27 protein-coding genes are annotated in these 23,989 nt (G+C 71.2%); 19 read left to right on the top strand and 8 right to left on the bottom strand.

What is annotated here, in order from left to right; all coding sequences use genetic code 11:
* Positions 1 to 187: 187 nt before the first annotated feature.
* Both HJG52_RS04450 and HJG52_RS04445 read right to left on the bottom strand, forming a co-directional pair.
* Entirely contained in the window at positions 188 to 472 is a 285-nt protein-coding gene (locus HJG52_RS04450; RefSeq protein WP_171242298.1) for an Lrp/AsnC ligand binding domain-containing protein, read from the bottom strand.
* 47 nt (positions 473 to 519) lie between these two features.
* Entirely contained in the window at positions 520 to 2,238 is a 1,719-nt protein-coding gene (locus tag HJG52_RS04445; RefSeq protein WP_171242297.1) for a DEDD exonuclease domain-containing protein, read from the bottom strand.
* 159 nt (positions 2,239 to 2,397) lie between these two features.
* Here HJG52_RS04445 and HJG52_RS04440 point away from each other — a divergent pair, with 159 nt between their 5' ends.
* The 5 genes from HJG52_RS04440 to HJG52_RS04420 all read left to right on the top strand — a co-directional run bounded on the left by HJG52_RS04440 (position 2,398) and on the right by HJG52_RS04420 (position 7,130).
* On the top strand, positions 2,398 to 2,619 hold the full coding sequence (locus tag HJG52_RS04440) for a hypothetical protein (RefSeq protein WP_171242296.1): 222 nt from the start codon (positions 2,398 to 2,400) through the stop codon (positions 2,617 to 2,619).
* A gap of 15 nt (positions 2,620 to 2,634) precedes the next feature.
* Positions 2,635 to 3,993, top strand: a complete 1,359-nt coding sequence (locus HJG52_RS04435) for a hypothetical protein (protein ID WP_171242295.1) — start codon at positions 2,635 to 2,637, stop codon at positions 3,991 to 3,993.
* Entirely contained in the window at positions 3,990 to 4,463 is a 474-nt protein-coding gene (locus HJG52_RS04430; RefSeq protein WP_171242294.1) for an NUDIX domain-containing protein, read from the top strand. The genes HJG52_RS04435 and HJG52_RS04430 overlap by 4 nt, the downstream gene beginning before the upstream one ends.
* A gap of 166 nt (positions 4,464 to 4,629) precedes the next feature.
* Positions 4,630 to 5,319, top strand: coding sequence for a snapalysin family zinc-dependent metalloprotease (locus HJG52_RS04425; RefSeq protein WP_171242293.1), 690 nt, complete (start codon positions 4,630 to 4,632; stop codon positions 5,317 to 5,319).
* Between the two features lie 89 nt (positions 5,320 to 5,408).
* The gene (locus HJG52_RS04420) at positions 5,409 to 7,130 is read left to right on the top strand and encodes a cation:proton antiporter (protein ID WP_171242292.1); all 1,722 of its coding nucleotides are present in this window, start codon (positions 5,409 to 5,411) and stop codon (positions 7,128 to 7,130) included.
* On the opposite strand, the gene HJG52_RS04415 is transcribed toward HJG52_RS04420, so the two are convergent.
* Both HJG52_RS04415 and HJG52_RS04410 read right to left on the bottom strand, forming a co-directional pair.
* Positions 7,030 to 8,445 carry a hypothetical protein gene (locus HJG52_RS04415; RefSeq protein WP_346767563.1) on the bottom strand — a complete coding sequence of 472 codons (1,416 nt, stop codon included), beginning with the start codon at positions 8,443 to 8,445 and terminating at the stop codon, positions 7,030 to 7,032. The two genes, HJG52_RS04420 and HJG52_RS04415, sit on opposite strands and share 101 nt — an antisense overlap.
* 28 nt (positions 8,446 to 8,473) lie before the next feature.
* Positions 8,474 to 10,273: an AMP-binding protein gene (locus tag HJG52_RS04410; protein ID WP_171242291.1), complete on the bottom strand. Its 1,800-nt coding sequence runs from the start codon at positions 10,271 to 10,273 to the stop codon at positions 8,474 to 8,476.
* Between the two features lie 109 nt (positions 10,274 to 10,382).
* Between HJG52_RS04410 and HJG52_RS04405 the strand changes: the two genes are divergently transcribed.
* The 6 genes from HJG52_RS04405 to HJG52_RS04385 are packed head-to-tail and all read left to right on the top strand — an operon-like array spanning position 10,383 to position 14,669.
* The gene (locus HJG52_RS04405) at positions 10,383 to 10,754 is read left to right on the top strand and encodes a polyketide cyclase / dehydrase and lipid transport (RefSeq protein WP_171242290.1); all 372 of its coding nucleotides are present in this window, start codon (positions 10,383 to 10,385) and stop codon (positions 10,752 to 10,754) included.
* A gap of 10 nt (positions 10,755 to 10,764) precedes the next feature.
* Positions 10,765 to 11,211, top strand: coding sequence for an SRPBCC family protein (locus HJG52_RS04400; RefSeq protein WP_171242289.1), 447 nt, complete (start codon positions 10,765 to 10,767; stop codon positions 11,209 to 11,211).
* A gap of 33 nt (positions 11,212 to 11,244) precedes the next feature.
* Entirely contained in the window at positions 11,245 to 12,459 is a 1,215-nt protein-coding gene (locus HJG52_RS04395) for an ArsA family ATPase (protein ID WP_171242288.1), read from the top strand.
* Positions 12,452 to 12,919 (top strand): hypothetical protein, encoded by a 468-nt coding sequence (locus HJG52_RS20570; RefSeq protein ID WP_240977166.1) that lies wholly within the window; start codon positions 12,452 to 12,454, stop codon positions 12,917 to 12,919. Before HJG52_RS04395 ends, HJG52_RS20570 begins: the two co-directional genes overlap by 8 nt.
* Positions 12,916 to 13,896: an ROK family glucokinase gene (locus tag HJG52_RS04390; protein WP_346767562.1), complete on the top strand. Its 981-nt coding sequence runs from the start codon at positions 12,916 to 12,918 to the stop codon at positions 13,894 to 13,896. The genes HJG52_RS20570 and HJG52_RS04390 overlap by 4 nt, the downstream gene beginning before the upstream one ends.
* On the top strand, positions 13,893 to 14,669 hold the full coding sequence (locus HJG52_RS04385) for an endonuclease/exonuclease/phosphatase family protein (RefSeq protein WP_171242286.1): 777 nt from the start codon (positions 13,893 to 13,895) through the stop codon (positions 14,667 to 14,669). Before HJG52_RS04390 ends, HJG52_RS04385 begins: the two co-directional genes overlap by 4 nt.
* Here HJG52_RS04385 and HJG52_RS04380 read toward each other — a convergent pair.
* On the bottom strand, positions 14,666 to 15,289 hold the full coding sequence (locus HJG52_RS04380; RefSeq protein WP_171242285.1) for a hypothetical protein: 624 nt from the start codon (positions 15,287 to 15,289) through the stop codon (positions 14,666 to 14,668). The two genes, HJG52_RS04385 and HJG52_RS04380, sit on opposite strands and share 4 nt — an antisense overlap.
* Before the next feature lie 167 nt (positions 15,290 to 15,456).
* Here HJG52_RS04380 and HJG52_RS04375 point away from each other — a divergent pair, with 167 nt between their 5' ends.
* Genes HJG52_RS04375 through HJG52_RS04365 form a run of 3 tightly spaced genes read left to right on the top strand, consistent with a single transcriptional unit; the run spans position 15,457 to position 18,264 of the window.
* On the top strand, positions 15,457 to 16,368 hold the full coding sequence (locus HJG52_RS04375) for a 1-acyl-sn-glycerol-3-phosphate acyltransferase (RefSeq protein ID WP_171242284.1): 912 nt from the start codon (positions 15,457 to 15,459) through the stop codon (positions 16,366 to 16,368).
* A 14-nt stretch (positions 16,369 to 16,382) separates the two neighbouring features.
* Positions 16,383 to 17,552, top strand: a complete 1,170-nt coding sequence (macS, locus tag HJG52_RS04370) for a MacS family sensor histidine kinase (RefSeq protein WP_206069898.1) — start codon at positions 16,383 to 16,385, stop codon at positions 17,550 to 17,552.
* A 10-nt stretch (positions 17,553 to 17,562) separates the two neighbouring features.
* Complete coding sequence (locus tag HJG52_RS04365; RefSeq protein ID WP_171243076.1) at positions 17,563 to 18,264, top strand: response regulator; 702 nt, start codon at positions 17,563 to 17,565, stop codon at positions 18,262 to 18,264.
* 40 nt (positions 18,265 to 18,304) lie between these two features.
* Here HJG52_RS04365 and HJG52_RS04360 read toward each other — a convergent pair whose 3' ends face one another.
* Positions 18,305 to 19,198, bottom strand: a complete 894-nt coding sequence (locus HJG52_RS04360; protein WP_171242283.1) for a LysR family transcriptional regulator — start codon at positions 19,196 to 19,198, stop codon at positions 18,305 to 18,307.
* A gap of 96 nt (positions 19,199 to 19,294) precedes the next feature.
* Here HJG52_RS04360 and HJG52_RS04355 point away from each other — a divergent pair, with 96 nt between their 5' ends.
* From HJG52_RS04355 to HJG52_RS04335, 5 genes are all read left to right on the top strand, one after another.
* Positions 19,295 to 20,674 (top strand): MFS transporter, encoded by a 1,380-nt coding sequence (locus HJG52_RS04355; RefSeq protein ID WP_206069895.1) that lies wholly within the window; start codon positions 19,295 to 19,297, stop codon positions 20,672 to 20,674.
* 21 nt (positions 20,675 to 20,695) lie between these two features.
* Positions 20,696 to 20,932, top strand: a complete 237-nt coding sequence (locus HJG52_RS04350; protein WP_171242282.1) for a BrnT family toxin — start codon at positions 20,696 to 20,698, stop codon at positions 20,930 to 20,932.
* Between the two features lie 10 nt (positions 20,933 to 20,942).
* The gene (locus tag HJG52_RS04345) at positions 20,943 to 21,191 is read left to right on the top strand and encodes a hypothetical protein (RefSeq protein ID WP_171242281.1); all 249 of its coding nucleotides are present in this window, start codon (positions 20,943 to 20,945) and stop codon (positions 21,189 to 21,191) included.
* A gap of 83 nt (positions 21,192 to 21,274) precedes the next feature.
* Positions 21,275 to 21,874 (top strand): hypothetical protein, encoded by a 600-nt coding sequence (locus HJG52_RS04340; protein WP_171242280.1) that lies wholly within the window; start codon positions 21,275 to 21,277, stop codon positions 21,872 to 21,874.
* Positions 21,875 to 22,027: 153 nt separating this feature from the next.
* Positions 22,028 to 22,312 (top strand): hypothetical protein, encoded by a 285-nt coding sequence (locus HJG52_RS04335; RefSeq protein ID WP_171242279.1) that lies wholly within the window; start codon positions 22,028 to 22,030, stop codon positions 22,310 to 22,312.
* Positions 22,313 to 22,375: 63 nt separating this feature from the next.
* Here the strand turns inward: HJG52_RS04335 and HJG52_RS04330 are convergent, their stop codons facing one another.
* Both HJG52_RS04330 and HJG52_RS04325 read right to left on the bottom strand, forming a co-directional pair.
* Positions 22,376 to 22,996, bottom strand: coding sequence for an HAD-IA family hydrolase (locus tag HJG52_RS04330; RefSeq protein WP_346767561.1), 621 nt, complete (start codon positions 22,994 to 22,996; stop codon positions 22,376 to 22,378).
* A gap of 155 nt (positions 22,997 to 23,151) precedes the next feature.
* Positions 23,152 to 23,787, bottom strand: coding sequence for a hypothetical protein (locus HJG52_RS04325; RefSeq protein ID WP_171242278.1), 636 nt, complete (start codon positions 23,785 to 23,787; stop codon positions 23,152 to 23,154).
* Positions 23,788 to 23,989: the final 202 nt, after the last annotated feature.

Genomic DNA, 23,989 nt, shown 5'->3' with positions numbered 1-23,989 from the left:
ACGCGGGAAGGGGTGCGTCTGGAGGAAGTGTCGTGCGCGGGCGGGCCGGGCCGGATGCGCTGCGCTACTCAGAATTGCCCGGCGAAGTGCCCACCTGCTGGCCGTGAGGTGCGACAGACCACCCATTTCGGGCGTCGCTGGCCCTTCACGGGCAGCGAGTCAGGGGAGTGCGCGCGGTGCGCCCTGGTCAGTCGCCGTCGAGGCCGAGGCTGAAGGCCGCCTCGAGGTCGTGCTTGGAGTAGGTGCGGAACGCGATGTGGGTGTTGGTGCCGATGACGCCCTGCACCTTGTTGAGCCGGCCGGCGATGACGTCGTTGAGCTGCTCGTGCTCGGCCACCCGGACCATGGCGATGAGGTCGGCGTCGCCGGCGACCGAGTAGACCTCGGTGACGCCTTCGAGCTCGGCGATGGCCTCGGCCACCTCGGGGATGCGGTCGACGTCTGCATTGACGAGCACGATGGCGGTGATCACGAGGCCACTGTATCGACGTGCGCCGCGGGCGTGGCGGCGACCGGCGGTCAGGACGCGGCGACGAACCCCGACACCGACTGGCGCGACACGACCTGCGGCTCGAGGTGCGCGCGAGCACCTCCGGCGCCCCCGACCGGGCAGCTCCACTCGCCGTCGAGGTCGACCAGCCGCACACCGGGGGACTCGAGCCAGCGCAGGATCTTCTCGGTCTCCTCGGGCAGCGCCGCCGGGGCCGGCCACGGCGCGGGGAGCACGACCTCGGCGCTGTCGCGGGCCGCTGCGACATAGGGCATCGGGTCGGCGCCGCGTGGCGCGACCGAGGTGGCCGCCAACCGGCCATGGCGCACCACCACGATCTCCCAGCCACCGAGCGCGGCCGGCCGGGCCGCCACGATCTCTGGGCTCGAGGCGAGCGGTGCGATCCGTTGCGCGCGCGAGATGCCGCGCACGAGTGCCAGCATCCGGTCACGCACGGCGCCGGCGTCCTCGAACCGTTCCTGCTCGGCGAGTGTGCCCATCCGCGACTGCAACGCGGTCACGACCGACCGGGAGTCGCCGACGAGGGCGCCGACCGCGTCGCTGACGACCGCGGCATACTCCTCCACGCTCTGCGCGCCGGTGCACGGCGCCCCGCACCGGCCCATCTCGGCGAGTGCGCAGGCGCCCACTCGGCGGGTGGGGGAGAGCCGCTGCACGCACTGCCGCAACGGGATCACCTCGTGGACCGCGGCGACCGCGGCCTCGGCGCTGGCCCGGCTGCCGAACGGGCCGATGTACTTGGCACCGTCACCGCGCACCTCGCGCACGATCGACAGCCGCGGGAAGGCCTCGACGGTGAGCTTGACCCAGGTGGCGCGCTCGGGGAACTTCGACCGGCGGTTGTAGCGCGGCTTGTGCTCGGCGATCAGCCGCAGCTCGCGCACCTCGGCCTCGAGGGTCGTCGCGCAGACGATCGGTGTGACGCTCTCGGCGATGCCGACCATCTCGGTCATCCGCGAGCGGTGCTCGGAGCCGGTGAAGTAGTTGCGGACCCGGGTGCGGATGTTGACCGAGGTGCCGACGTAGAGCACGTGCCCCTGGCCGTCCTTGAACTGGTAGACCCCCGGGGCGTCGGGCAGCCCGTCGGCGAGCCAGCGCTTGCGCCGCCGCGCCGGGCTGACCCGCGAGCTGAAGCTCGACAGCTCCTCGAGGGTGCGCACGCCGAGGTTGCCGACACGCTCGATGAGTCCGTGGAGCACGTCGACGGTGGCGCGGGCGTCGTGCAGCGCGCGGTGGTCGGGCACGGTGGCCGCACCGAACAGCGCGGCCAGCGACGACAGCTTGTGGTTGCGGGCCTCGTCGCGGGTGACGAGCTGGCGGGCCAGGTGGACGGTGTCGAGGACCGCGTGGCCGGGCCAGGGGATGCCCTGCGCCTTGGCGCCGGCCTTGAGGAAGCCGACGTCGAAGCCTGCGTTGTGCGCCACGAGCACCGACCCGCGAGCGAACTCCAGGAACGCCGGCAGCGCCGTCTCGATGCGGGGTGCGTCGGCCACCATCGCGGTGGTGATGCCGGTCAGCGCCTGGATGAACGGGGGGATCGGCAGGTGCGGGTTGACGAGGGTCTGGAACTCGCCGAGCACCTCGCCGCCGCGCACCTTGACCGCGCCGATCTCGGTGATGGCGCTGTCCTGCGGGCTGCCGCCGGTGGTCTCCAGGTCGACCACGACAAAGGTGACGTCGGCCAGCGGCGTCCCCAGGTCGTCGAAGGTGCCCTGGACCATCTGCATGTCCCTGACCGTAGGTGGGTGGTGTGACAGCCGGTGGCAGGCGCGCCCGTGGTGCCCGGTGCAGGACCCCGCGAGGTATGCCGTGTCGGCACCGTTGTCAGTGCCTCCGCCTAGCGTCGTGGTCAGTGGAAGAACGACCCCGAGAGAAGAGGTGATCACGTGATCATCGACTGCCAGACCTGTCCGGTGCGCGACCTGCACTGTGACGAGTGCATCGTGCCCGCGATGCTCGCCCCGCTCGACGGGACGATGTCCCTCGACCGGGCGGAGCGGGCGGCCGTGAGCCGGTTCGTCTCCGCGGGGCTGGTGTCGGCCCAGCAGGCGGGCGGCCTGGAGGCGCGACGCGAGCCCTGGTCGACCCATGTGGAGGCGGTGGGCTGACCCTACGATGGCCCGATGAGCAGGCTGCGTGTGCGTCGACGGGCGCTCGCAGCAGCCGTCGCGGTCGCGGTGGCGGTCGTCGTCGCGGGCTGCGACAGCTCGGCGCCCGGCGCCACGCAGACCACGGGCACCCGTGCTGGGGCATCGAGCAGTACCCAGCAGAACGCACCCAGCCCCACCCTCGACCGCGAGCAGGCGCTCGCCGACCTGCTCGCCCGCAGGGCCGACGCGGTCCGCACGCGTGACCGCGCGGCATACCTCGCCACCCTCGACGACCCGAAGTCGGGTTTCGGCCTGCGCCAGCTCGCCCAGTTCGACGCCCTGTCCACCCTGCCGCTGGTCGAGTTCGCCTATGGCACACCGGAACCCGCGCCCGCGCTGGGTGCCGACCGGGTCGCCCAGCTCGGGCCGGACGCGTGGGCGGCGCGGGTCAACGGCCGGTACCGCCTGAAGGGGTACGACAGCCGCAGCCGCGACTTCGAGAGCTACTTCACCGCGGTGCGCCGCGACGGCCAGTGGCGCCTCGCCGACGACACCGACGGCGGCACCCAGACCCAGCTGTGGGACCTGCCGTCGTTCACCGTGGTCACCGGGAAGTCCACCCTCGTCGTCGGCACCGGGCCCGCCAGCCGGCTGCGCCCGTATGCCGCGTTGGGCGACCTCGCGGTCAAGCGCGTCACCGCCGTGTGGGGCACCGCGTGGGCGCGGCGGCTCGTCATCGTCGTCCCGCGTGACGCGGCGACCATGGCCGAGCTCGTCGGGCAGGACCCGAAGTCGGTCGCCCAGGTCGCCGCCGTCACCGACGGGCCGTTCGACCCGGATGGGTATGCCGGTGCGGACCGGGTGGTGGTCAACCCTGGGGCGTTCGGGACGCTCGAGCGGCGCGGGCAGCAGGTGGTCCTCACCCACGAGGGCACGCACGTCGCGATCCGCGCCACCACCAACCGGCCGGTGCCGCTGTGGTTGTCCGAGGGGATGGCCGACTACGTCGGCTACCGCGACATCGACGCCACGCCGCAGCAGGTGGCTGCCGCGCTGTTCGCGAAGGTCCGCGCCGGCACCGGGCCCAAGGCGCTGCCCGTCGCGGCCGACTTCGACCCGGGACGCACCACGATCGGCCCCAACTACAACGCCGCGTGGCTCGCGGTCCGCCGGATCGCCGAACGGTGGGGTGACCCGGCCCTGGTGCGGTTCTACCGCGCCGTCGCCACCGCACCCGCGGGCTCGGGTGGGTCCGCCGGGTCGGCGGCCGGGACGACACCCGAGGAGGCGGACGCCGCGGCGGCGGCCGCCTTCCGCTCCGTCCTGCGCACCAGCCTCCCGGCGTTCACCAAGGACTGGCTGGCCTACCTGCGCACCCTGGCGGCCCGGTGAGCGAGGTGGTGCGGCGCCGCGCGGCGCGGGTGCTCGTCGTGTCACCCGAGGGCGAGGTGCTGATGATCAACGCCTTCGACCCGCAGGACCCGGCCACGACCTACTGGTACACCGTCGGCGGTGGTGTCGACGCGGGCGAGAGCGACCTCGACGCCGCGGTGCGCGAGGTGTGGGAGGAGACCGGGCTGCGGGTCGACCGCGACCAGCTGGTCGGCCCCGTGCACCACGACCGCACCGTCTTCCCCTTCGAGGGACGCACCATCGACCAGGAGCAGGTGTTCTTCCTGCTGGCGACGCCGCGCTTCGACCCGGCGCCGGCGGCCTTCGAGGAGACCGAGATCCGCTCGGTCATCACGGTGGCGTGGGTCGACCCGGCCGCGCGGGAGAGGGCGGGGGAGACGGTCTACCCGGCGGGTCTGGCGTCGCTGGTCGCGCAGTGCGCGAAAGCTGCGGCCCAGAACGGATCCTGACGTTCCTTGTCTGCCGCACACGCGGCATACGCCGATCTGTCAGGCCTTGGCGAAGGCTTGACGGACAGCCAAGACGCTCTCGACATCCGGCTGGTTAGGAAAGAAGGCGTGCCGCGAACCCGCGGCGCACCGACCCTGACACAAACCAGAAATGGGGACACAGGACATGCCGACCATCCGACTCACCCTGGGCGCTGCCTCTGCAGTGCTGGCCGCCGGAACCGCCTTCGCCGCGGCGCCCGTGGCGACCACCGCGGCACCCGCGCAGACCGACGGCGCCGCGAGCCACGCGGCCAGCGGGTACGTGCCGAACGAGCGGGACAAGGCCCAGAACCAGCGACTGCAGAAGCAGCTCGACGCAGCCATCGCCAAGGCCGCCGAGAACAAGCGCCTCGGCAAGAAGCCGTCGGTGCAGCAGGCCGTGACGGTCTACTACGACGACTCGAACGCGCCGTCGTTCGACTCGCTCATCGACCAGGGCGCCAGCATCTGGAACTCGCGGGTGAGCAACGTCAAGCTCGTCGAGACCACCGGGTCCGGGGCGGACCTGCGCTACTACGAGGGCAACGACTCCCGCGGCTCCTACTACTACGGCGACGGTCGCGGCAACGGCACGATCTTCCTGGACTACAACCAGGCGAACACCTACGCGCCGCTGCGGATCATCACCCACGAGACCGGCCACGCGCTCGGCCTCCCGGACCGCTACACCCAGCCGTGCTCGAAGCTGATGTCCGGCGGTGGCCCCGGCCCGTCGTGCACCAACCCCTACCCGGACTCGGTCGAGGCATCCGAGGTCAACACCTTGTGGGCGAACGGCTTCGTCGGCGTCGCCGAGTTCGCCAAGGTGGGCTGACCGGGCCGCATCACCGCGAGGTATGCCGTCGTGCCGCCACCCGTGCGTGGGTGGCGGCACGATCGCGCACGGCTTCTTAGACTCCGGTCATGCACCAGCTGCTCCTCGTCGGTGGACTCGGGCTGGCCGTCGTCATCGCGGCGACGGTCTTCTCGCGTCGCACCGGCATCGCGGCGCCGCTGTTGCTCGTGGCGCTCGGGATCGCGGCCGCCTCGACGCCCTGGGTGCCCGACATCGAGGTCGAGCCGGAGCTGGTGCTGACCGGCGTCCTGCCGCCGCTGCTGTACTCCTCGTCGCTGCGGCTGCCGGTCATCGACCTGCGCCGCAACCTCGGGATGATCACGTGGCTGTCGGTCGTCATCGTCATCGTGTCCGCCTTCGCCGTGGGCGCGGCGGTGCACCTGTGCTTCCCGCAGATCCCGTTCCCGCTCGCGGTGGCCCTGGGGGCGGTCGTGAGTCCCACCGACGCCGTGGCCGCCACTAGCATCGGCAAGCGGCTGGGCCTGCCGAACCGGCTCATGACCGTGCTCGAGGGGGAGTCGCTCGTCAACGACGCGTCGGCGCTGGTGCTGCTGCGCGTGTCGCTCGCGGCGCTCGCCGGGTCGTTCAGCCTCGGTCAGGCGGTTCTCGACTTCGCGGTCGCCGTCGTGGGCGCGGTGGTGGTCGGCCTCGCGGTCGCGTGGGTCACGATCCTCGTGCGGCAGCGGCTCGCCGACCCAGTGCTCACCACGCTCATCTCGTTCGCGGTGCCCTTCCTCGCATTCGCACCGGCCGAGGCCATCGGCGCCTCGGGTGTCCTCGCCGTCGTGGTGGCCGGCATCGTCACCGGGCACGTCGGGCCCCGCCGGTTCCCGGCCCGCGACCGGCAGGCGCAGGCGATCCACTGGGCGACGATCAGCTTCGCGCTCGAGAGCGGGGTGTTCCTGCTCATGGGGCTCGAGCTGCCCACCCTGCTCGAGGCTGCCCGCGACGAGTCCACCCTCGGTTCGGTGCTCGCGATCGCCGCGGTCGCCCTGCTGGTGACCATCGTCGTGCGGGTCATCGGGGTGTTCGCCCCCGTCCTCGTGGAGCGGCGGGTGCAGCCGGAGCGCACCGAGCGGGTCCGGGCCCGCCTCGCCGAGCTGGAGAACCGGCTCGACGCCTACCAGGAGGCGTACGAGCCGCAGTCGGACGAGGCCGAGCGGCGGCTCACGCACTTCGAGCGGCGGCTGGCGCGCGGGACGGCCGACGTGGAGTTCCAGGAGAGCCATCCCATCACCCGTCGTGGTGGCGTGGTCCTCGCGTGGTCGGGCATGCGCGGTGTCGTCACGCTCGCGGCCGCGCAGACCATCCCCATCGACACCGAGCACCGCGCCACGCTGGTGCTCGTCGCGTTCGTGGTGGCGTTGGTGACCCTCGTCGGCTTTGGCGGCTCGTTGCCGTGGCTGATCCGCCGCCTCGACTTCCCGGAGGTGACACCGGACCAGCGTCGCGACGAGTTCACCGCGCTGATGCGCACCATGCTCACCGACGCCTCCGCGCAGCTGGGACCGCTCGACAAGATGACCGTCGACGGCCAGCCGATCGACAGCCAGGTCGTGCAGCGGGTCAACGAGCAGTTCGTGCCGGTGCTGCTCGGCCGGTTGCGCGGCGACGTCCAGCCGAGGCCGGGTGTGCGCGAGCAGCTGGTCATCATCCAGCGGCGCTACGTCGACGCGTTGCGGGAGGCGCTCAACGACGAGCGCTCGATCGGGGCCTATCGCTCGGAGACATATGCCGCCGCGCAGGCCATCCTCGACCGCGAGGAGCAGCGGCTGGACCCCCAGCGCTGAGCGCGAACGACAGCACCACGAGGGCACCCACGAGCCAGAACTGGTTGTAGAACGCCTGCTTGTTGACCAGGTTGGCGGCGAGCAGCACCAGCGCCAGCCAGCGCAGCAGCGACGCGAGCGGCGGCTGCTGACGCCACACCGTCCAGCACACGGCCGCCAGTGTGCCCAGCACCACGAGGCCGGTCACCCAGAATGGCAACGTGACGCCAAAAGTGTTGAGCGCCAACAGGTACAGCGTGTTCGCGAACTTGATGGGGTGGAACGCCACGAGCAGGCTGATCGTGTCGTGGACGAAGTCGGCCGGGCTCGCGAGGAACCACGGCGCGATGAGCACCCCGGTCAGCGCACCGGTCGCGACGGCCCGCTGCCACCCGAACGGACGCCACAGCAGCAGCACCGGCAGCAGCAGCGCGAGGTGCTGCTTGCTGGCGCACGCGAGCGCCAGCGGCACGACCGCCCACCAGGCCCGCCCGCGTTGCACGAGGACCGCCCACCACGCGATCCCGGCGAGCAACAGCGGCTCGGTCCAGGCCTGGTCGAGCTGGGTCAGGGTGCCGGGGGCGAGCAGGAGCAGACCGGCCACGGCCGCGGTGGTCCAGACCCACGACGACGAGGGGGTATGCCGCGTGGCCGCGCCCGAGCCACGGGTGCCACTGGCGCCCCGCGCGAGGAGCGCGACGGCCACCACGACCGTGAGCGACCAGAACGCCAGCGCCCACCGGATGTCGCCGGCGATCCAGCGCCCCGGTGCGAGCAGCACTGCCGTCCACGGCAGGTAGGTGAATGCGTCCTGGATGCCGGGGGAGCCCGTCCAGTTCATCGCGTAGAAGTTCTCGCCGCGGCCCAGCGCGTCCGAGGCCTGCTGCAGCGTGACCCAGACGTCGATGCGCGGCCGCGGCGACGACACGATCGCGGTGACGGCCGCCGCGGCATACCCAGTCACGACGGTGCCGAGCGCGAGCCGCGACGCGCGCGCCCCGCCGGCCCACAACAGTGCCGCGACCACCAGCGGCACGACCACGAGAACCGTTGTGGCCAAAGCCAACCCGCTCGGTGTCAGGTAGGAGAACAGCGGCACGGCGATGGTCGCGAGGGCCGACCCGGCCAGCATGACGGCGACCCCGGCCCGGCTCAAAGACACGCGCCAGCCGAGCCACTGCCACAGTGCGAGCGCGACGGTCGCGGCCGTGAGGGTGAGGACGATCGGCACGCGGTAGCGCACGACGGACCACTGCAGCACCCCGAAGTAGGCGAGCCAGCAGACGCCGAACGCCACCGCGGCCGACGAAGCGGACAGGCGGTGGCGTTCGGGCACGGGAAGACCCTAGAGGGTCGGCGTCAGGTCAGTGCTGGCCGCCCGCGTAGAGCTCCTCGACCTGGTCGTGGAAGTCGCGCATCACGATGTTGCGCTTGAGCTTCAGGCTCGGCGTGAGGTAGCCGTTCTCCTCGGTGAAGTCACCGTCGAGGACGACGAACTTGCGGATCGACTCGGCCTTCGAGACGGCCTTGTTGGCCTCGTCGACGGCCTTCTGCAGCTCGGCCTGGACGACCTCGTTGTCCTTGGCCTGCTCGAAGGGCACGTCCTCGATGCCGTTGTTCTTGGCCCAGCCCGGGTACATCTCCTCGTCGAGGGTGACCAGCGCCGCGATGAACGGCTTCTGGTCTCCGACGACCATCGTCTGCGAGACGAGCGGGTGGGCGCGCAGCCGGTCCTCGAGCACCGCCGGGGCGACGTTCTTGCCACCCGCCGTCACGAGGATCTCCTTCTTGCGGCCGGTGATCTTGAGGTAGCCGTCCTCGTCGAGCTCACCGAGGTCGCCGGTGCGGAACCAGCCGTCCTCCATCGCGCTCTCGGTGGCCTCGGCGTTGTCGTGGTAGCCGCCGAAGACGTTGACGCCCTTGATGAGGACCTCGCCGTCTTCGGCGATGCGGATGCCGACACCCGGCAGCGGCGGACCGACGGTGCCGATCTTCACGCGTTCGGGGATGTTGACCGTGGCGGGGGCGGTCGTCTCGGTGAGGCCATACCCCTCGAGGACGGTGACGCCGATGCCGCGGAAGAAGTGCCCGAGGCGGGTGCCGAGCGGCGCTCCGCCGGACACGGCATACATGACCTCGCCGCCCATGGCGGCGCGCAGCTTGGTGTAGACGAGCTTGTCGAAGACGCCGTGCTTGACCTTCAGGCCCAGCCCCGGGCCGCCGGCGTCCTGCGCCTCGGACCAGTCGATGGCGGTCTGCGCGGCGACACCGAAGATCTTGCCCTTGCCGTCGCCGGTCGCCGTGGCCTCGGCCTGGTTGTAGACCTTCTCGAAGACCCGCGGCACCGCGAGGATGAACGTCGGCTTGAACCCGGCGAAGTCGTCGAGGAGGTTCTTGATGTCCGCGCTGTGGCCCATCTTCGCCTCGCCGTCGACACACAGGATCTGGATGAACCGGGCGAAGACGTGGGCGAGCGGCAGGAACAGCAGCGTCGAGGCGCCTTCGGCGGAGACGACCTGCTTGAGCTTGGTGATGGCGTTCTCGGACAGACCGAGGAAGTTGTCGTGGGTGAGCTCGACGCCCTTGGGCCGACCGGTGGTGCCCGAGGTGTAGATGATCGTCGCGACGCTCGCGCGGTTGATGCCGGCCGTGGCGGCGGCGAGCTCCTCGTCGCTGACCGACCCGCCCGATGCCTTGAGCTCGTCGATGGCACCGGCGTCGATCTGCCACACCTGCTTGAGGCCGGGCAGCTGGTCGCGCACCTCACCCAGCGTGGCCTCGTGGGCCGGCGTCTCCAGCATGATCGCGCTGGCGCCCGAGTCGGAGAGGATCCACGCGACCTGGTCGGCAGAGGACGTCTCGTAGATCGGCACCGTCACCGCGCCCGCGCTCCAGATCGCGAAGTCGGTGAGCGTCCACTCGTAGCGCGTCTTGGCCATGATCGCGACGCGGTCGCCGGGTTTGATGCCCGCGGCGATGAGCCCCTTGGCGAGGGCGCGCACGTCGGTGTCGAACTCGGCGGCGGTGATGTCGACCCAGCCCGAGCCGGACCGGCGCGCGAAGGCCACGTTGGTGGGGTCGTTCGCAGCGTTGCGACCCGGCAGGTCGGCGAGACTGCCCTCGGTCTGCGGTTGGACGAGCGGGGGAGCGACGTTTTCCTGCACGGAGTCTCCTTCGGGCGGCGGCGGTGCCGGGGCCCCAGACTACCCGTGGGTAGCCACCGCTGGGGAGGTGCCCTGCTGAACCGGCCCGTGATGGTGGACACTGCCCGGTATGCCGCAGCGCCGGGTCGACGTCGCCGACGACACGTTCGTGGGGGCCGCACCGGAGCGGATCCGGGCGAGCCTGACCGACGAACGCTGGCTCGACGGCGTGTGGCCGCACCTGCAGCGGACGGTGGTCCGCGACCGTGGGGTCAAGGGGGTGCGGTGGACCGTCACCGGTCAGGTCGAGGGCGACATGGAGGTGTGGATCGAGCCGTTCTGGGACGGCGCGATCGTGCACCACTACCTGCGCGGCACCGCGACCGCGGGCGCGCCACGCGACGTGACCACGCGGCATACCCTGCGCTGGAAACGGGCCGTGCACGCACTCAAGGACGCGCTCGAACGCACGGAGGAGCCCGCGGCCGGGCGCGCGGGGTAGCCTTCGGCGCATGGCCGACCGCACCGAGTCCAGCATCGACATCGCCGCCAAGCCCGGTGAGGTCCTGGACGTCATCGCCGACTTCGAGAGCTACCCCGAGTGGGCCACCGAGGTGAAGAAGGTGGAGGTCCTCACCGAGGAGGGCGACGGCTGGGCCGACCAGGTGCAGTTCACCCTCGACGCCGGCGCGATCAAGGACACCTACGTCCTGGACTACGAGTGGGACGTCAAGAAGAACGGCACCGGCGTCGTGTCGTGGGGCCTGGTCGAGGCGACCGTCCTCAAGGCGATGAACGGTTCGTACACGTTGGCCGCCAAGGGCAAGGACGCGACCACGGTGACGTACCGGCTCGCGGTCGACGTCAAGATCCCCATGCTGGGCATGCTCAAGCGCAAGGCCGAGAAGGTCATCATCGACACCGCGCTCAAGGAGCTCAAGAAGCGCGTCGAGGGCTGACGGCGGCGCTCGCGCCGATCGTCACGGGCACCCATGCGCGTCATCCTCTTCACCGGCAAGGGCGGCGTCGGCAAGACGACCACGGCCGCCGCGACGGCCGTGCGCGCGGCCCGGGCGGGCGTCAAGACGCTCGTGCTGTCGACCGATGCCGCGCACTCGCTCGGTGACGCGCTCGCGGTCGACCTCGGCTCGACGGGTGAGCCGGTCGAGATCGAGCCGGGGCTGTCGGCGCTCCAGGTGAGTCCGCCGCGGCTGCTCGGTGACTCGTGGCGGGTCGTGCAGGACTACCTGCTGTCGGTGCTCGACACGATCGGTGTCGACGGTGTCGTGGCCGAGGAGCTGACGCGGCTGCCGGGTGCGGACGAGATCGCCGCGCTGCTGGAGCTGCGGGCGCAGGCCGAGTCGGGGCCATGGGACCTCGTGGTCGTCGACTGCGCGCCCACCGCCGAGACGTTGCGGCTGCTGGCGCTGCCCGAGGCGCTGGCGTGGCACCTCGAACGGCTGCTGCCCGCCCAGCGCGGGCTGATCCGGACGCTGCGGCCGGCCGCGGCGGCTGCCGCTGGGGTGCCGCTGCCCGAGCCCGAGGTGGTCGCGACCGTCACGGGCTGGCACCGGCAGATGCGCGAGGTGCAGCGGCTCCTGACCGGTGACGCGACGTCGGTGCGGCTGGTGCTGACGCCGGAACGGGTGGTCATCGCGGAGTCGCGGCGGACGTGGACGTCGTTGTCGTTGTACGGCTTCGTCGTCGACGGGGTCGTGGTCAACCGGGTCTTCCCGACCGGCGATGCGGATGGTGCCGGTGGGACGGTCGACGCCTGGCGCAGCGGGTGGAACACCGCCCAGCAGGAGGGGCTGGCGCAGGTGCGGGACTCGTTCGCCGGGCTGCCCGTCGTGGTGAGCCCCTACCTCGCGACCGAGCCGATCGGGGTCGAGGCGCTGGCCGGACTCGCCCCTGCTGTTGACGCTGCCGGGAATGACGACCTGCTCGCGCCGGTGCGGCACCGCGGGATGGTGGTGGAGCGGGACGGCGAGGCATTCCGGTTGGTGCTGCCGCTGCCCCTGGCGCACGCCTCCGACCTCGGGCTCCAGCGGCGCGAGGACGAGCTCATCGTCACTGTGGGTGACCACCGGCGGGTGCTCACGCTGCCAGCGGCTCTGCAACGATGCGTGGTCGAGAACGCGTCCGTCCGCGACGGCCGGCTGACGGTGCGCTTCGTCCCCGACGAGGAGGTGTGGCCGCGTGGCTGACGACGCACGACCACCGGTGGGTTCGGTCGCCGAGGAGGCGGCGCGACTCATGGACGCCCTCGGGGGATGGGCGGCGAGCGCAGGGTATGCCGCGGGCACGCGGCATACCGAGGACGACGCCGAGGTGCCCCGCACCGAAGGCGACGCGACACGGGCCGACGGCGGCGAGAAGGCTGGCGCGTGCCCGACCTGTGGCGCGGAAAACGGTGTGGGACAAGCCATTTCGTGCCAGGTGTGCCCGGTCTGCCAGGGCATCGCGCTGCTTCGTTCGGTGCGACCCGAGACCGTGGACCGGTTGGCCGACCTGGCCGGGGCACTCGCGGCGACGCTGCGCGACATCGCCGCGCAGGGGCGCGAGGCGAGCCCGCCCCCGGGCGCGGAAAGCGCGCGGTCGAGCGGCTCGCGGGCACGCCGTCCGCGGGTGGAGGACATCGAGGTGAGAGAGGAGCACGGGCAGTGAGCCTGGCCATCGGGATCGACATCGGCGGCACCAAGGTCGCGGGCGGGCTGGTGCGCACGGACGGGTCCGTCGTCGGCCGGGCGCGACGCGACACGCCCCACCGCTCGACCAGCCCGAACGTCGTCGAGGACACCATCGTGGAGGTCGTGACCGAGCTGCTCGCCGTGGCCGACGCGGCTGGCGACGACGTGGTGGCGGTCGGGATCGGTGCGGCCGGGTTCGTGGCGCGTGACCGGGCGACGGTGGTGTTCGCGCCGCACCTGTCGTGGCGGGACGAGCCCCTGCGCGACAACCTGCAGCGCCGCGTGCGGGTGCCGATCGCGGTCGACAACGACGCCAACGCCGCCGTGTGGGCGGAGTGGCGGTTTGGGGCGGCGCGCGGCGAGTCGAACGTCGTCATGGTCAACCTCGGCACCGGGATCGGCGGCGCGCTGATGCTCGACGGCAAGGTGGTGCGCGGGGCGTTCGGGATCGCGGGGGAGTTCGGGCACATGCAGGTCGTGCCGGGCGGGCAGCGGTGCGAGTGCGGCAACAAGGGGTGCTGGGAGCAGTACGCGTCGGGCAACGCGCTGGTGCGAGAGGCGCGCTCGCTCATGGTGGCCGGCAGCCCGCTGGCGACCGACCTGCTGGCGCGCGCTGGTGGCGACCCGATGGCGCTGACCGGGCCGATGATCAGCGATGCGGCGCGCGACGGCGACCCGACCGCGACCGAGCTGTTCACCGAGATCGGGCACTGGCTGGGGGTCGGCATGGCCAACCTCGCGGCAGCCCTCGACCCCGGCCTGTTCGTCATCGGCGGCGGGGTGAGCGCGGCGGGTGACCTGCTGCTCGACCCGGCGCGCACGATGTTCCGGCGCACGCTCACCGGGCGCGGCTACCGACCGGAGGCGCGGATCGTCGCGGCCTCACTCGGGAACGACGCCGGGCTGATCGGCGCGGCCGACCTGGCCCGCGGCATACGCGAGGGCGACGCATGAGCACGATGCGGGTCGCGTCGTACAACCTCAAGGACTTCACCCTCGACCAGCACGCAGCCGCGCGAATCGTGCGCGCCATCGACCCGGATGTCCTGTGTTTGCAAGAGGTTCCGCGTCGGCTGTTCGCGCCGTGGCGGGTGTCGATGTTCGCTGCGGAGTGCGGGATGTACTGGTCCGGCAAGCACCGCGGCAGCGGCGGGACGACGATCTTCACCTCGCTGCGCGTGCAGGTGGCGGAGTCGCGTCACTACCGGCTGCGGGTCGCGGCGCTGCAACGCACGCGAGGGTATGCCGTGCTGCGCGTCGGCCCGCCCGGCCGGGAACCGGTCGTGGTGGCGTCGGTGCACCTCAGCCTCGACGCGGACGAGCGGGCGGTGCACGCGGGACAGATCCTGCGGACGCTGACCCGGGCCGGAGTGGCCGGCGGGGCCGCGGGACCGGTGCTGCTGGCCGGCGACCTCAACGAGGGCGAGACGGGCAGGGCGTGGCAGGCGTTCGCGTCGCCACTGCGGCTCGTGTCGCCGACGACGCCGACCTACCCGGCCAAGGCTCCACGCAAGGCGCTCGACGTCATCTTCGCCTCGCCGGGGCTGACCGTGCTGCCGCACCAGGCCGTCGACCTCTCCACCGAGGACCTCGTCGCCGCCAGCGACCACCGCCCGACCTGGGTCGACCTCGAGCTCGACCCGGCGGCGGTCCCCACGGCCGAGGTGGAGACGGGGCCGGCTGTTGCGGAGTCGACCGTCGAGGACGCGGAGGGCAAGACTTCCTAGACGCGGGCGCCGTTGTCGGGGTCGTCCTCGTCGCGGGAGTGCGGTTGGCGCATCACGAGCAGGACGAAACCGCCGATCGTCAGCAGCAGCGCACCCAGCGTCCACCAGTCGCTGACGTTCGGGCGGAACAGCACCAGCCACAGCAGCAGCAGTGGTCCGCCGACGAGGCCGACGATGATGCCCCAGAACTGCAGGTCCTCCTGCGGCGGCAGCGGCTGCAACGGCCCGGGCTGGAAGTGCTCGTCGTCGTCGACCGGCAGGTCCACCAGCTCGGGCGGGGTGTGGTCCTCGTCCTCGGGGTCCTGCTCGGCACCACGCCACACGACGAAGGGACGCACCGGCGGAGGGTTGGTGGGGTTCGACGAGGGCTCGAGGGGCGGATTCACCCCAGGGCTCATCGCGGACGGCCCGCTGCGATCGATGTCGTCGACCACGGAGTCGTCGACGCCGGTGCCGCGAACGGATGGCGACGCATCCTCGTCGGCCGCGCCACGCGGCATACCGATGCGGTCGTCACTGACACCGTCGGAAGGTGAGTCGGGAGCGTCCGGCAGGGACGGCACGTCGTCCCAGCGCGCCACGATGTCCGCGAACTGCGCGTCCACGTCCTTGTCGCCCATGACGTCCTCAAGTCCCGGTGAGCGTCCGGCATTCCGCTCACTCCATCTCCGCCGACGCGACAACGATACGTGGCGCAGGAACGTTGAGGTAGCCAGAAGCCGAACCCGTGAGGCCCACCGCCGCCGGTTCGGTGCCGTAGAGTTCACGCGTCGAGAGGAGGTTGCTGGTGTTCTACTGGGTGCTCAAGACGGTCATCCTGGGGCCGATCCTGAAGCTGCTGTTCCGGCCGTGGGTTGAGGGTGAGGAGAACATCCCCGACGAGGGCGCGGCGATCTTCGCCAGCAACCACCTGTCGTTCTCCGACTCGATCTTCCTGCCGTTGGTGGTTCCGCGGCGGATGACGTTCCTCGCGAAGTCCGACTACTTCGACGGCCGTGGCATCAAGGGCAGGCTCACGGCGGCGTTCTTCAAAGGCGTCGGCCAGCTGCCCGTCGACCGCTCCGGCGGCAAGGCGAGCGACGCCGCCCTGCGCTCCGGCCTGAAGGTGCTGCGCCGCGGCGAGCTGCTCGGCATCTACCCCGAGGGCACCCGCAGCCCCGACGGCCGGCTCTACCGCGGCCGCACCGGTGTCGCGCGGATGGCGCTCGAGGGCAAGGTCAAGGTGCTGCCCGTCGCGATGATCGGCACGGACAAGGCCCAGCCCACCGGCAAGAAGCTGCCCAAGGTCATGCGGATCGGCGTCAAGATCGGCAAGCCGCTGGACTTCTCGCGCTACGAGGGCATGGAGGACGACCGGTTCGTCCTGCGCTCGATCACCGACGAGATCATGTACGAGCTGATGCTGCTGTCCGGCCAGGAGTACGTCGACATGTACGCCACGTCGATGAAGGACCGCATCGTCGCCGCCGCCAAGACCAAGGCGCGCGAGCTGCAGGAGGCCGCCCGCCCGGGCACCGCCGCCAAGGAGCTCGAGGACGCGCTCGACGCGGGCGAGGGCAAGGTGGCCGACGGGGCTGACCCGTCCGGTGCGTCCGAGGCCGACGCCATCGAGGACGCGACCGCCGACATCGAGCCGGCCGACCGCACAGCCGCACAGGCGGACGACGAGGGCGAGCCGGGCGCGCGCGCCGCGTCCTGACGCCCGCTGACGTCGTGGACCACGCGGCATACTCCCGCGTCCCCGGGTTCGACCGGGCGTCGCAACCGGCGATCGTCACCGCGTTCTGGCGCGGCATCGACGTCTTCCGCCCCATTGCGCTGTTGTATGCCGCGTACTCCCTCGCCGACCGCCCCGCCGACCTCATCCGGCCGGCGCTGGCGTGGGCGGTGCTCGCGGTGCTGGGTGCGTGGACGCTGTTCATGGTGTTCTACCGGCGGCGCCGGTTGTGGCTGGTCGTCGTGGAGCTCTCGCTCGCGTCAGCGGCGATCCTCGCGACCCGGCTCGTCGACAGCGCCGAGGCCATCGAGGCGGGCGGGCGCACGTTGCCGACGGTGTGGCCGGCGGCGGGTGTGGTGTCCGCGGCGGTGCTGCGCGGCTGGCGGGGCGGGGCGATTGCCGGGCTGGTGATCGGGCTCGTCGACGTCGTCGAGGTGGGCACGCCGACGCCCAACACCATCAACAACATCGTCATCCTCATGCTGATCGGGACGCTCATCGGCTACTGCTGCGACCTCGCCCGCGAGGGGCACGCGAAGCTGCGCGAGGCGCTCGTCCTCGAGGCGCGCGTGCGCGAGCGCGAACGGCTGGCGCGCACGGTGCACGACGGTGTCCTCCAGACGTTGGCGTTCATCAACCGCCGCGGGTCGCAGCTGGGTGGTGAGGCGACCGAGCTGGGCGCGATGGCCGCCGACCAGGAGCGCGCGCTGCGGGCGCTCGTCAGCGGTACCACGCCGGAGGAGACGGCGGCCGCGCTGGGGGCCGATGTCGACCTGCGCCAGACGCTCGGGCGGTTTGCCGGCGGGCGGGTGCACCTCGTCGCGCCGGCCGACGCCGTCCTCGTGCCGCCGCGCGTCGGCGGCGAGCTCACGGCCGCGGTGGGGGCGGCGCTGGACAACGTGCGCCAGCACGCGGGCGAGTCGGCCGAGGCGTGGGTGCTGCTCGAGGACGAGGGCGACGACGTCGCGATCACGGTGCGCGACAACGGCGCCGGTATGCCGGCCGGTCGCCTCGACGAGGCCGCCGCGGCTGGACGTCTGGGCGCGGCGTCGAGCATCCGTGGCAGGCTGGCAGACCTCGGCGGGGAAGCGACGTACGCGGGCCGTGAGGGGTCCGGGGTGACGGTGCGGATGCGGGCACCGAAGCATGGGTCACGTGAACACTGAGGAGGGCACGATGAGCGAGCCGGGGCCGGCGGAGTCGGTCGAATCGGTCGGGTCGGGCGAGACCATCACGGTGGTGGTCGCCGACGACCACCCGCTGTGGCGCGACGCCGTGGCGCGTGACCTGTCGGAGGCCGGGATGCGCGTGCTGGCGACGGCCGACGACGGTCCGTCGGCGGTCAACCGCACGAAGGCGACGCGACCCGACGTGCTCGTCCTCGACCTCAACCTGCCGGGGATGCGCGGCCACGAGGTGTGCCAGCAGCTCGGCAAGGAGCAGACGCGGGTGCTCGTGCTGTCGGCGTCGGGTGAGCAGCAGGACGTGCTCGAGGCGGTCAAGGCGGGGGCGACGGGTTATTTGGTGAAGTCGGCGACGCGCGAGGAGATCGTCGACGCGGTTCGGGCCACGGCTCGTGGCGACGCCGTCTTCACGCCGGGGCTGGCGGGGTTGGTGCTGGGGGAGTTCCGCAAGATGTCGACCCAGCCCGAGACTGACCCGTCGCGGCCGATCCCGGAGCTGACCGAGCGCGAGACCGAGGTCCTGAAGCTCGTGGCAACGGGCATGTCCTACAAGGAGATCGCGGCCGAGCTGTTCATCAGCCACCGCACCGTGCAGAACCACGTGCAGAACACCCTCGGCAAGCTCCAGATGCACAACCGGATCGAGCTCGTTCGGTTCGCGATCGCCAAGGGCCTCGACACCCCCGAGGCCTGAGTACCGGAGGCCGAGCCGACACGGCATACCCAGTCAGCGGTCACCCTCGTGCGCCGGGGACTGACGGTTCCCTGTCGGCCAGCAGCTCTGTTGCGAACCGGTGAGCCGCCGCGTTGTGCCGCTGCGGCGCGGTCACGACGGCGATGGGTGGATGCTCGGGCAGGTCGCCGAGGTGGTGCACTGTGACTGCCTCGCCCGGCAGGCGAGTGGCGGACGCAGCGATGAGGGCTGACCCGAGTCCGGCCGAGACCAGCTGCCGAATGCTGGCCGGACTGTGGGTCTCGAACTCGACGTGCGCGCTTGCTCCCACCCCGGCGAACGCCTCGTCGAGCAGTCGGCGCAGCCCGCTGTCGGCGGGGAGGCAGACGAAGGGGTCGTCCTGGACGTCGGCCAGCGTGGCGATCCGGCGCTGGTCACCCGGTGCAGTGATGAGCACCAGCTGCTCGGTGGCGACGCGTCGGGCGCGCAGTCCGGTCTCGAGCGGCTCGTGGACCGGGGCCACCACGACGTCGAGCTCGGCGCGCTGCAGTCGCTCCATGAGGGGCGCCGCCAGGCCGGTGCGCATCGACAGGGTGACGCCCGGGTAGCGGGTGCGGAACCGGCGCAGCGCGGCCACCAGGTCTAGGCCGCCGGTGATGGGTGTGGCGCCGATCCGCACGTGGCCCTGCTCGACTCCGCGGTGCGCCTCTGCCAGGGCACCGATGAGGTCGACCTGGGCCAGTGCCGCGTCGACCTGGTCGAGCACCTGCGCCCCGACGTGGGTGAGCTGGACTGATCGGGTCGTGCGGTGGAGCAGCTCGACACCGAGCTCGCGCTCGAGCTGGCGGACCTGGGCCGAGACCGCGGGTTGCGCCACGTGCAGCTGCTCGGCCGCTCGCGTGAAGCTGCCCTGCCGAGCGACCGCGCGGAAGTAGGAGAGTTGACGCAGTTCCATGACCCGAGGCTAGAGGACATTTAGCACGATTCGCGCTGAATGCCAGAGCAGACCTGTCTTGGACAGATGAATGGTGGCGCGGGGAGGCTCGGTCCCATGACACCTTCGCGCCGGATCTTCGCCGGCTTGTCGATCGGCAACTTCCTCGTCCTGCTGGACACCTCGATCCTCAACGTCGCCCTGCCTGACGTCCAGCGCGATCTCGGCTCCAGCTCCACGGCCCTTCCGTGGGCGGCTGTCGCCTACACCATCAGCTTCGCCGGCCTGCTGCTCGCCGCGGGGGCCGTGTCCGACCGCTTCGGGGCGCGCAAGGTGTATGCCGGTGCGCTGGCTGCGTTCGCGGCGCTCTCCTTGGCGTGCGCCGCGGCTCCGTCCATCGGGGCCCTGATCGGCGGCCGTGTCCTGTTGGGAGCGGCGGCGGCGTGCATGGTGCCGTCCTCGGTGGCGTTGCTGGCTGGGTTGTTCGAGCATCCCGGCGCCCGGGCTCGCGCGATCGGGGTGTGGGCTGCGGTCACGAGCAGCGGCTTGCTGCTCGGCCCGATGCTCGGGGGCCTACTGGTGACGGCGGGCGGCTGGCGGCTGGTGTTCCTCGTCAACCCATCCATCGCGGCGCTGGCGCTGCTGCTGTCCCGCAAGCTGGCGAACCCGCGTCCCGCCCAGGTGCGCCCGCTGGACCTTCCCGGCATTGCGCTGTCTGTCGTCGCCCTGGTTGCCCTGACCTACGGACTGATAGACGGCGGCACCAACGGATGGGGGCGTCCGATCCCGTGGGTGTCGGTGGCGGTGGCCGTCCTCGCGGGGCTGGCCCTTGCCGTGGTCGAACGTCGGGTGGAGCACCCCGTGCTGCCGCCGTCGTTGGTGGCGCACCGGGACCTCGACGCGAGCATCGTCGCGGCTGCGGTCGCCACCCTCGTCTTCTACGGCGTCCTCTACTCCCTGACCCTGTGGCTGCAGGGGGAGCGCGGGTGGACGCCCCTGCAGACCGGGCTGGCGTTCGTGCCGATGACGTTGCCCATGTGCGTCCTGCCGATCTTCGCGGGTCGGCTCGTGGCGCGCTTCGGCGCGCGACGGGTGATCCTCGTGGGTCTGGCCTTCGACGTCCTGGCCGGCGCCCTGCTCCTCGGTGCCACCAGCGGGGCGTCGATCGGGTGGGTCCTGGCGGCGCAGGTTCCCTTGGTTCTCGCCAGCACCACCGTCATCCCGGCCGCGACGGCAGACGTCGCCGTGCACGCGCCAGCGGAGGTCGCCGGTGCAGCCCAAGGCGCGCTCAACGCGGGGCGGCAGGCCGGGTCAGCCCTGGGCGTCGCGATCCTCGGACCGCTCGCGGCCCTGCCCCACGTGGGTCTGGTCCTGGTAGGGATCAGTGTCCTCGCCGTCCTGGTGGCCTTCGCCGGACGCCGGCCGACACCCAGGTCGGACCAAGATCGTCCGCAGTCTGTCCTTGCGACTGTCAATAGATGGTTGACGAAAGCATAACGTCAACGTATTGTTGACATCGTGGAAGTGACGGAGTCGGCCCGTAAGCATGGGATCGACCTGGCCGACATCGAACACGCCTGGGCGAACGCCATCCGACTGGTGGAGTACGACTACGACGGCGAGGAGCGTCTGCTGGTCATCGGTCCTGATCGTCATGGCCGCATGCTGGAGCTGGTCGCGGTGCCTATCGGCCAGCCAACCCGGATCATCCACGCTGACCGGCTCCGACCGAAGTTCTTCGACTACCTGAGATGAGGTGAATGACATGGCAACTCTGAAGAAGACCAACCACGACCACACCGGCCTGGATCGGCTGGACCCGTCGACGCATCCGGCGCGTGATGCTGCGTCCTTCCGACGCATCGTCGCCGCCAAGGGCCAGCTTGCGGACGCAGAGCAGGACCTCCGCGATGCGGTTCGGGCAGCCCGGGCCGCGGGTGACTCCTGGACGGTGATCGGTGCCGCCTTGGACATTTCGCGGCAGGCCGCGCAGCAGCGCTTCGGAGAACGCTGAGGCGGCCATTCCCTCGGGAACGCCAAGGGGCAGGGGAGTGCTACCCATTCACGCCCGCGGCATACCGGCGTATCCATGAAGCCATGGGCACCAACGGAGTTCACACCCAGCACACCTGGCAGGTCCGCCGCGCGACCGGGCGCCTGACCCTCGAGGGGGCGCACGAGACGCCGGCCGAGATCGCGCCCGGGCAGGACGACGCGTGGGTCGCGACGCTCGACGCGTGCCTCGGCACGATGGCGCCGCGCTGGTTCGTGGACTGGGTGGCGGTGCTCGAACCCACCGGCGCCGCCGCGGTCGACATCGCGTCGGTGCACCTGCGTCGGCCGGGTGCGGGGGCGGAGGTCGTCGACATGTGCGCGTCGTGGCACACCGGTGCCGGGCTGGCCGCACGACGGCGGTATGCCGCTGTGGCGGCTCTGCTGCGCACCGTGAGTGCCGAGGTGCGCACGTTTGGTTATGTCGAGCCGGGCACGGGTCGGCGCGTGTGCGCTGATCGGCTCGAGGCGGTCTCGACGACGCAGGCGCCGGTGGCCCTCGACCTGACGTCGCAGGCCGACGTGCTGCTGGTGCAGCTGTGCGCGCGGGTGCTGCTGCACGACGGCACGGTCGTCGACGGGGCGCCCGGGCGAGGAGGTCGGTCGGACGCTCACCCGTCTTGGCGCGGCCCTCGGTCTCGGTGACCTCGACCCGAAGTCCAGCGGCGCCGACGCGCACACCGTCCTGACAGCGCTGGCGCGCACTGGTCTGGCGGGTGCGGCTCTTGGCCTGGACGCGGCATACACCCACGCCGCCTGAATCGCGACTGAGCTGGACCATCGGACCGCCTGTAATGATTGCGTCATGAGTATGGGCGGTGCGATCACTGGCGCACCGACATCTTCTCGTGGGACCGCCCGGCCTTTGGTGAGCCAGTCGACTCGCTGATCCGCGACATCTACGACTTCGGTGGCCACGATCTGCTCGAGGACGATCAACCGCTGGGGCTTCGACTCTCGCAACTTTGGTCGCGACGGAGGCGCGGAGCCGGCGACGCACTCGATGAGCTGGCGGCCGTCCTGCTTCCGATCCGAGATCGCCTGAGGGCCGAAGCCAAGGCGCGCGGCTGGGAGGTCAACTAGCACCCGGCACTTGGGTCGGGACCTGGGCGGTGGTGGCGCATCGGTTGGGATCGCGCGAGTTGCTCAGTTGCCCATCGTCTGACGAATTGCCGTGATCGTCGTGGCGTTGTCTTCATGGACCAGCGCGGTGATCCCGCACCGGCGAGCGCCCTCGACATGCACGGGCGAGTTGTCGACGAAGAGAACCTCGGCGGCCGAGGCACCCATTGCCTCCAGGGCGGCGGCGTAGGCCGCGGGATCCGGCTTGAGTACGCCTATCTCGTGGCTGTAGATGATCGGGTCGAAGGTCGCGGAGAACCTGTGCCGGAGCTCTTCCTCTCGGCGAGCGCCGTCCGCCGAGTTCGACAGGATGGCCAGCCCCACAGTGCCGCGAAGGGAGCGAGCGAACTCGACGAGCTCGGTGTTGAGGGTGCCGCAGTACGCGTCCCAGAAGTCGGTCACCATGCGATCCATGAGGGGCTGACCCGCCCCGACCGCCGCCGCGAACCTGCGCCAGTACTCGTCCTCGACGTCGGTGCGAACCTGCATGGCCGGTAGCTCGGCGAGGGCGACCCTCCCATCGAACTCCTCGTTGCTCATGCCGAGCCGTTCCGCGAAGCGGCGGGCCCAGGACGCAGGCCAGTCGCCGTCACCAGTGACTTCGAGAACATCACCGACGTCGAACAGCAGCCATCGCACCGTCACCAGCCAGACTCTATGGGGCTGTCCACGAGGTCCGGGCCTTTCGGAGCTGGCTCTGTCACTCGGGTGCGATGGGGACGCGAACGGTGGCCCTCTGGCCACGCACGGCGCCTGGACCTCGACTGGTTGGGCCATCGACACGATCAGGGCGATGCGGACTACCGGGCAACGACGTCGAAGTTGTACGTGAAAGCGGCGATCTCACCGGCCGGTAGACAGCTCCACTCGACCACGCTGCTCGTCCCGTCGCAGGCCACGTCACTCATCAGGATCGACACATCGACGCTGTGCCGTCCCGCGCTCAACGGCCGGATCGTTCCCAAGGTCAGCGTCGAGGCCTGATCGTACCCGTCGAGCTCGTAGAGCCGAAGCCGCGACACGTCGGAGAACTCGACGGTGAACTCGTGCGGTGTCCCTGCGTCGACCACGTCCTTGATGCCGACGAACTTGGTCAGGAAGTCGTCCCTGGGGGTTGGCCCGGCCTTGACGTACCCCTGCGGCCACTGCTCCCAAGTCTTGGCGAAGTAGAAGCTCAGGCCCGGAACCCATGGCGAGCCCGCCAGGACAGGTGGGCAGAAGCCGTTGACGACCGAGGCGTCAAGACCGAGAAAGGCCTGGATGTCGAGGCCGCTCGAGGACGAGATGCAGTGCTGCACCCGCGGAGACTCGGCCGCCGTGGCCGGGGATGCGACGGTCAGGGTCGCAGCGACCAGGGTGGCCACGGCGAGTGCTGCTTTGATGCTCCCACCGGGAAGGTGGATCCGGTTGTCGACCCGGCCAATGTGAAGCCACATGGGGTGTCCTTTTGCCTAGGCCCCCTGCTCCGGAGGCCAGCGTTGCAGCCGGCCCCTCCGGGCGGCGACCCCCAAATGGACTAGTGGGTGTCGACCTCGCGCAGATATGTACGAGGCATGACCTCAGTCGGTAGTCCTCGCGTCATCAGCGGTGGTAAGACGCGCTATCTGGCTTGGGGAGTGAAGGACTGTGCACGCGTAC

Source organism: Knoellia koreensis (assembly GCF_013041615.1).
GTDB lineage: Bacteria > Actinomycetota > Actinomycetes > Actinomycetales > Dermatophilaceae > Pedococcus > Pedococcus koreensis.
Note: the sequence above shows the minus strand (reverse complement) of the source record. Positions and strands in the feature narration are given on the sequence as shown.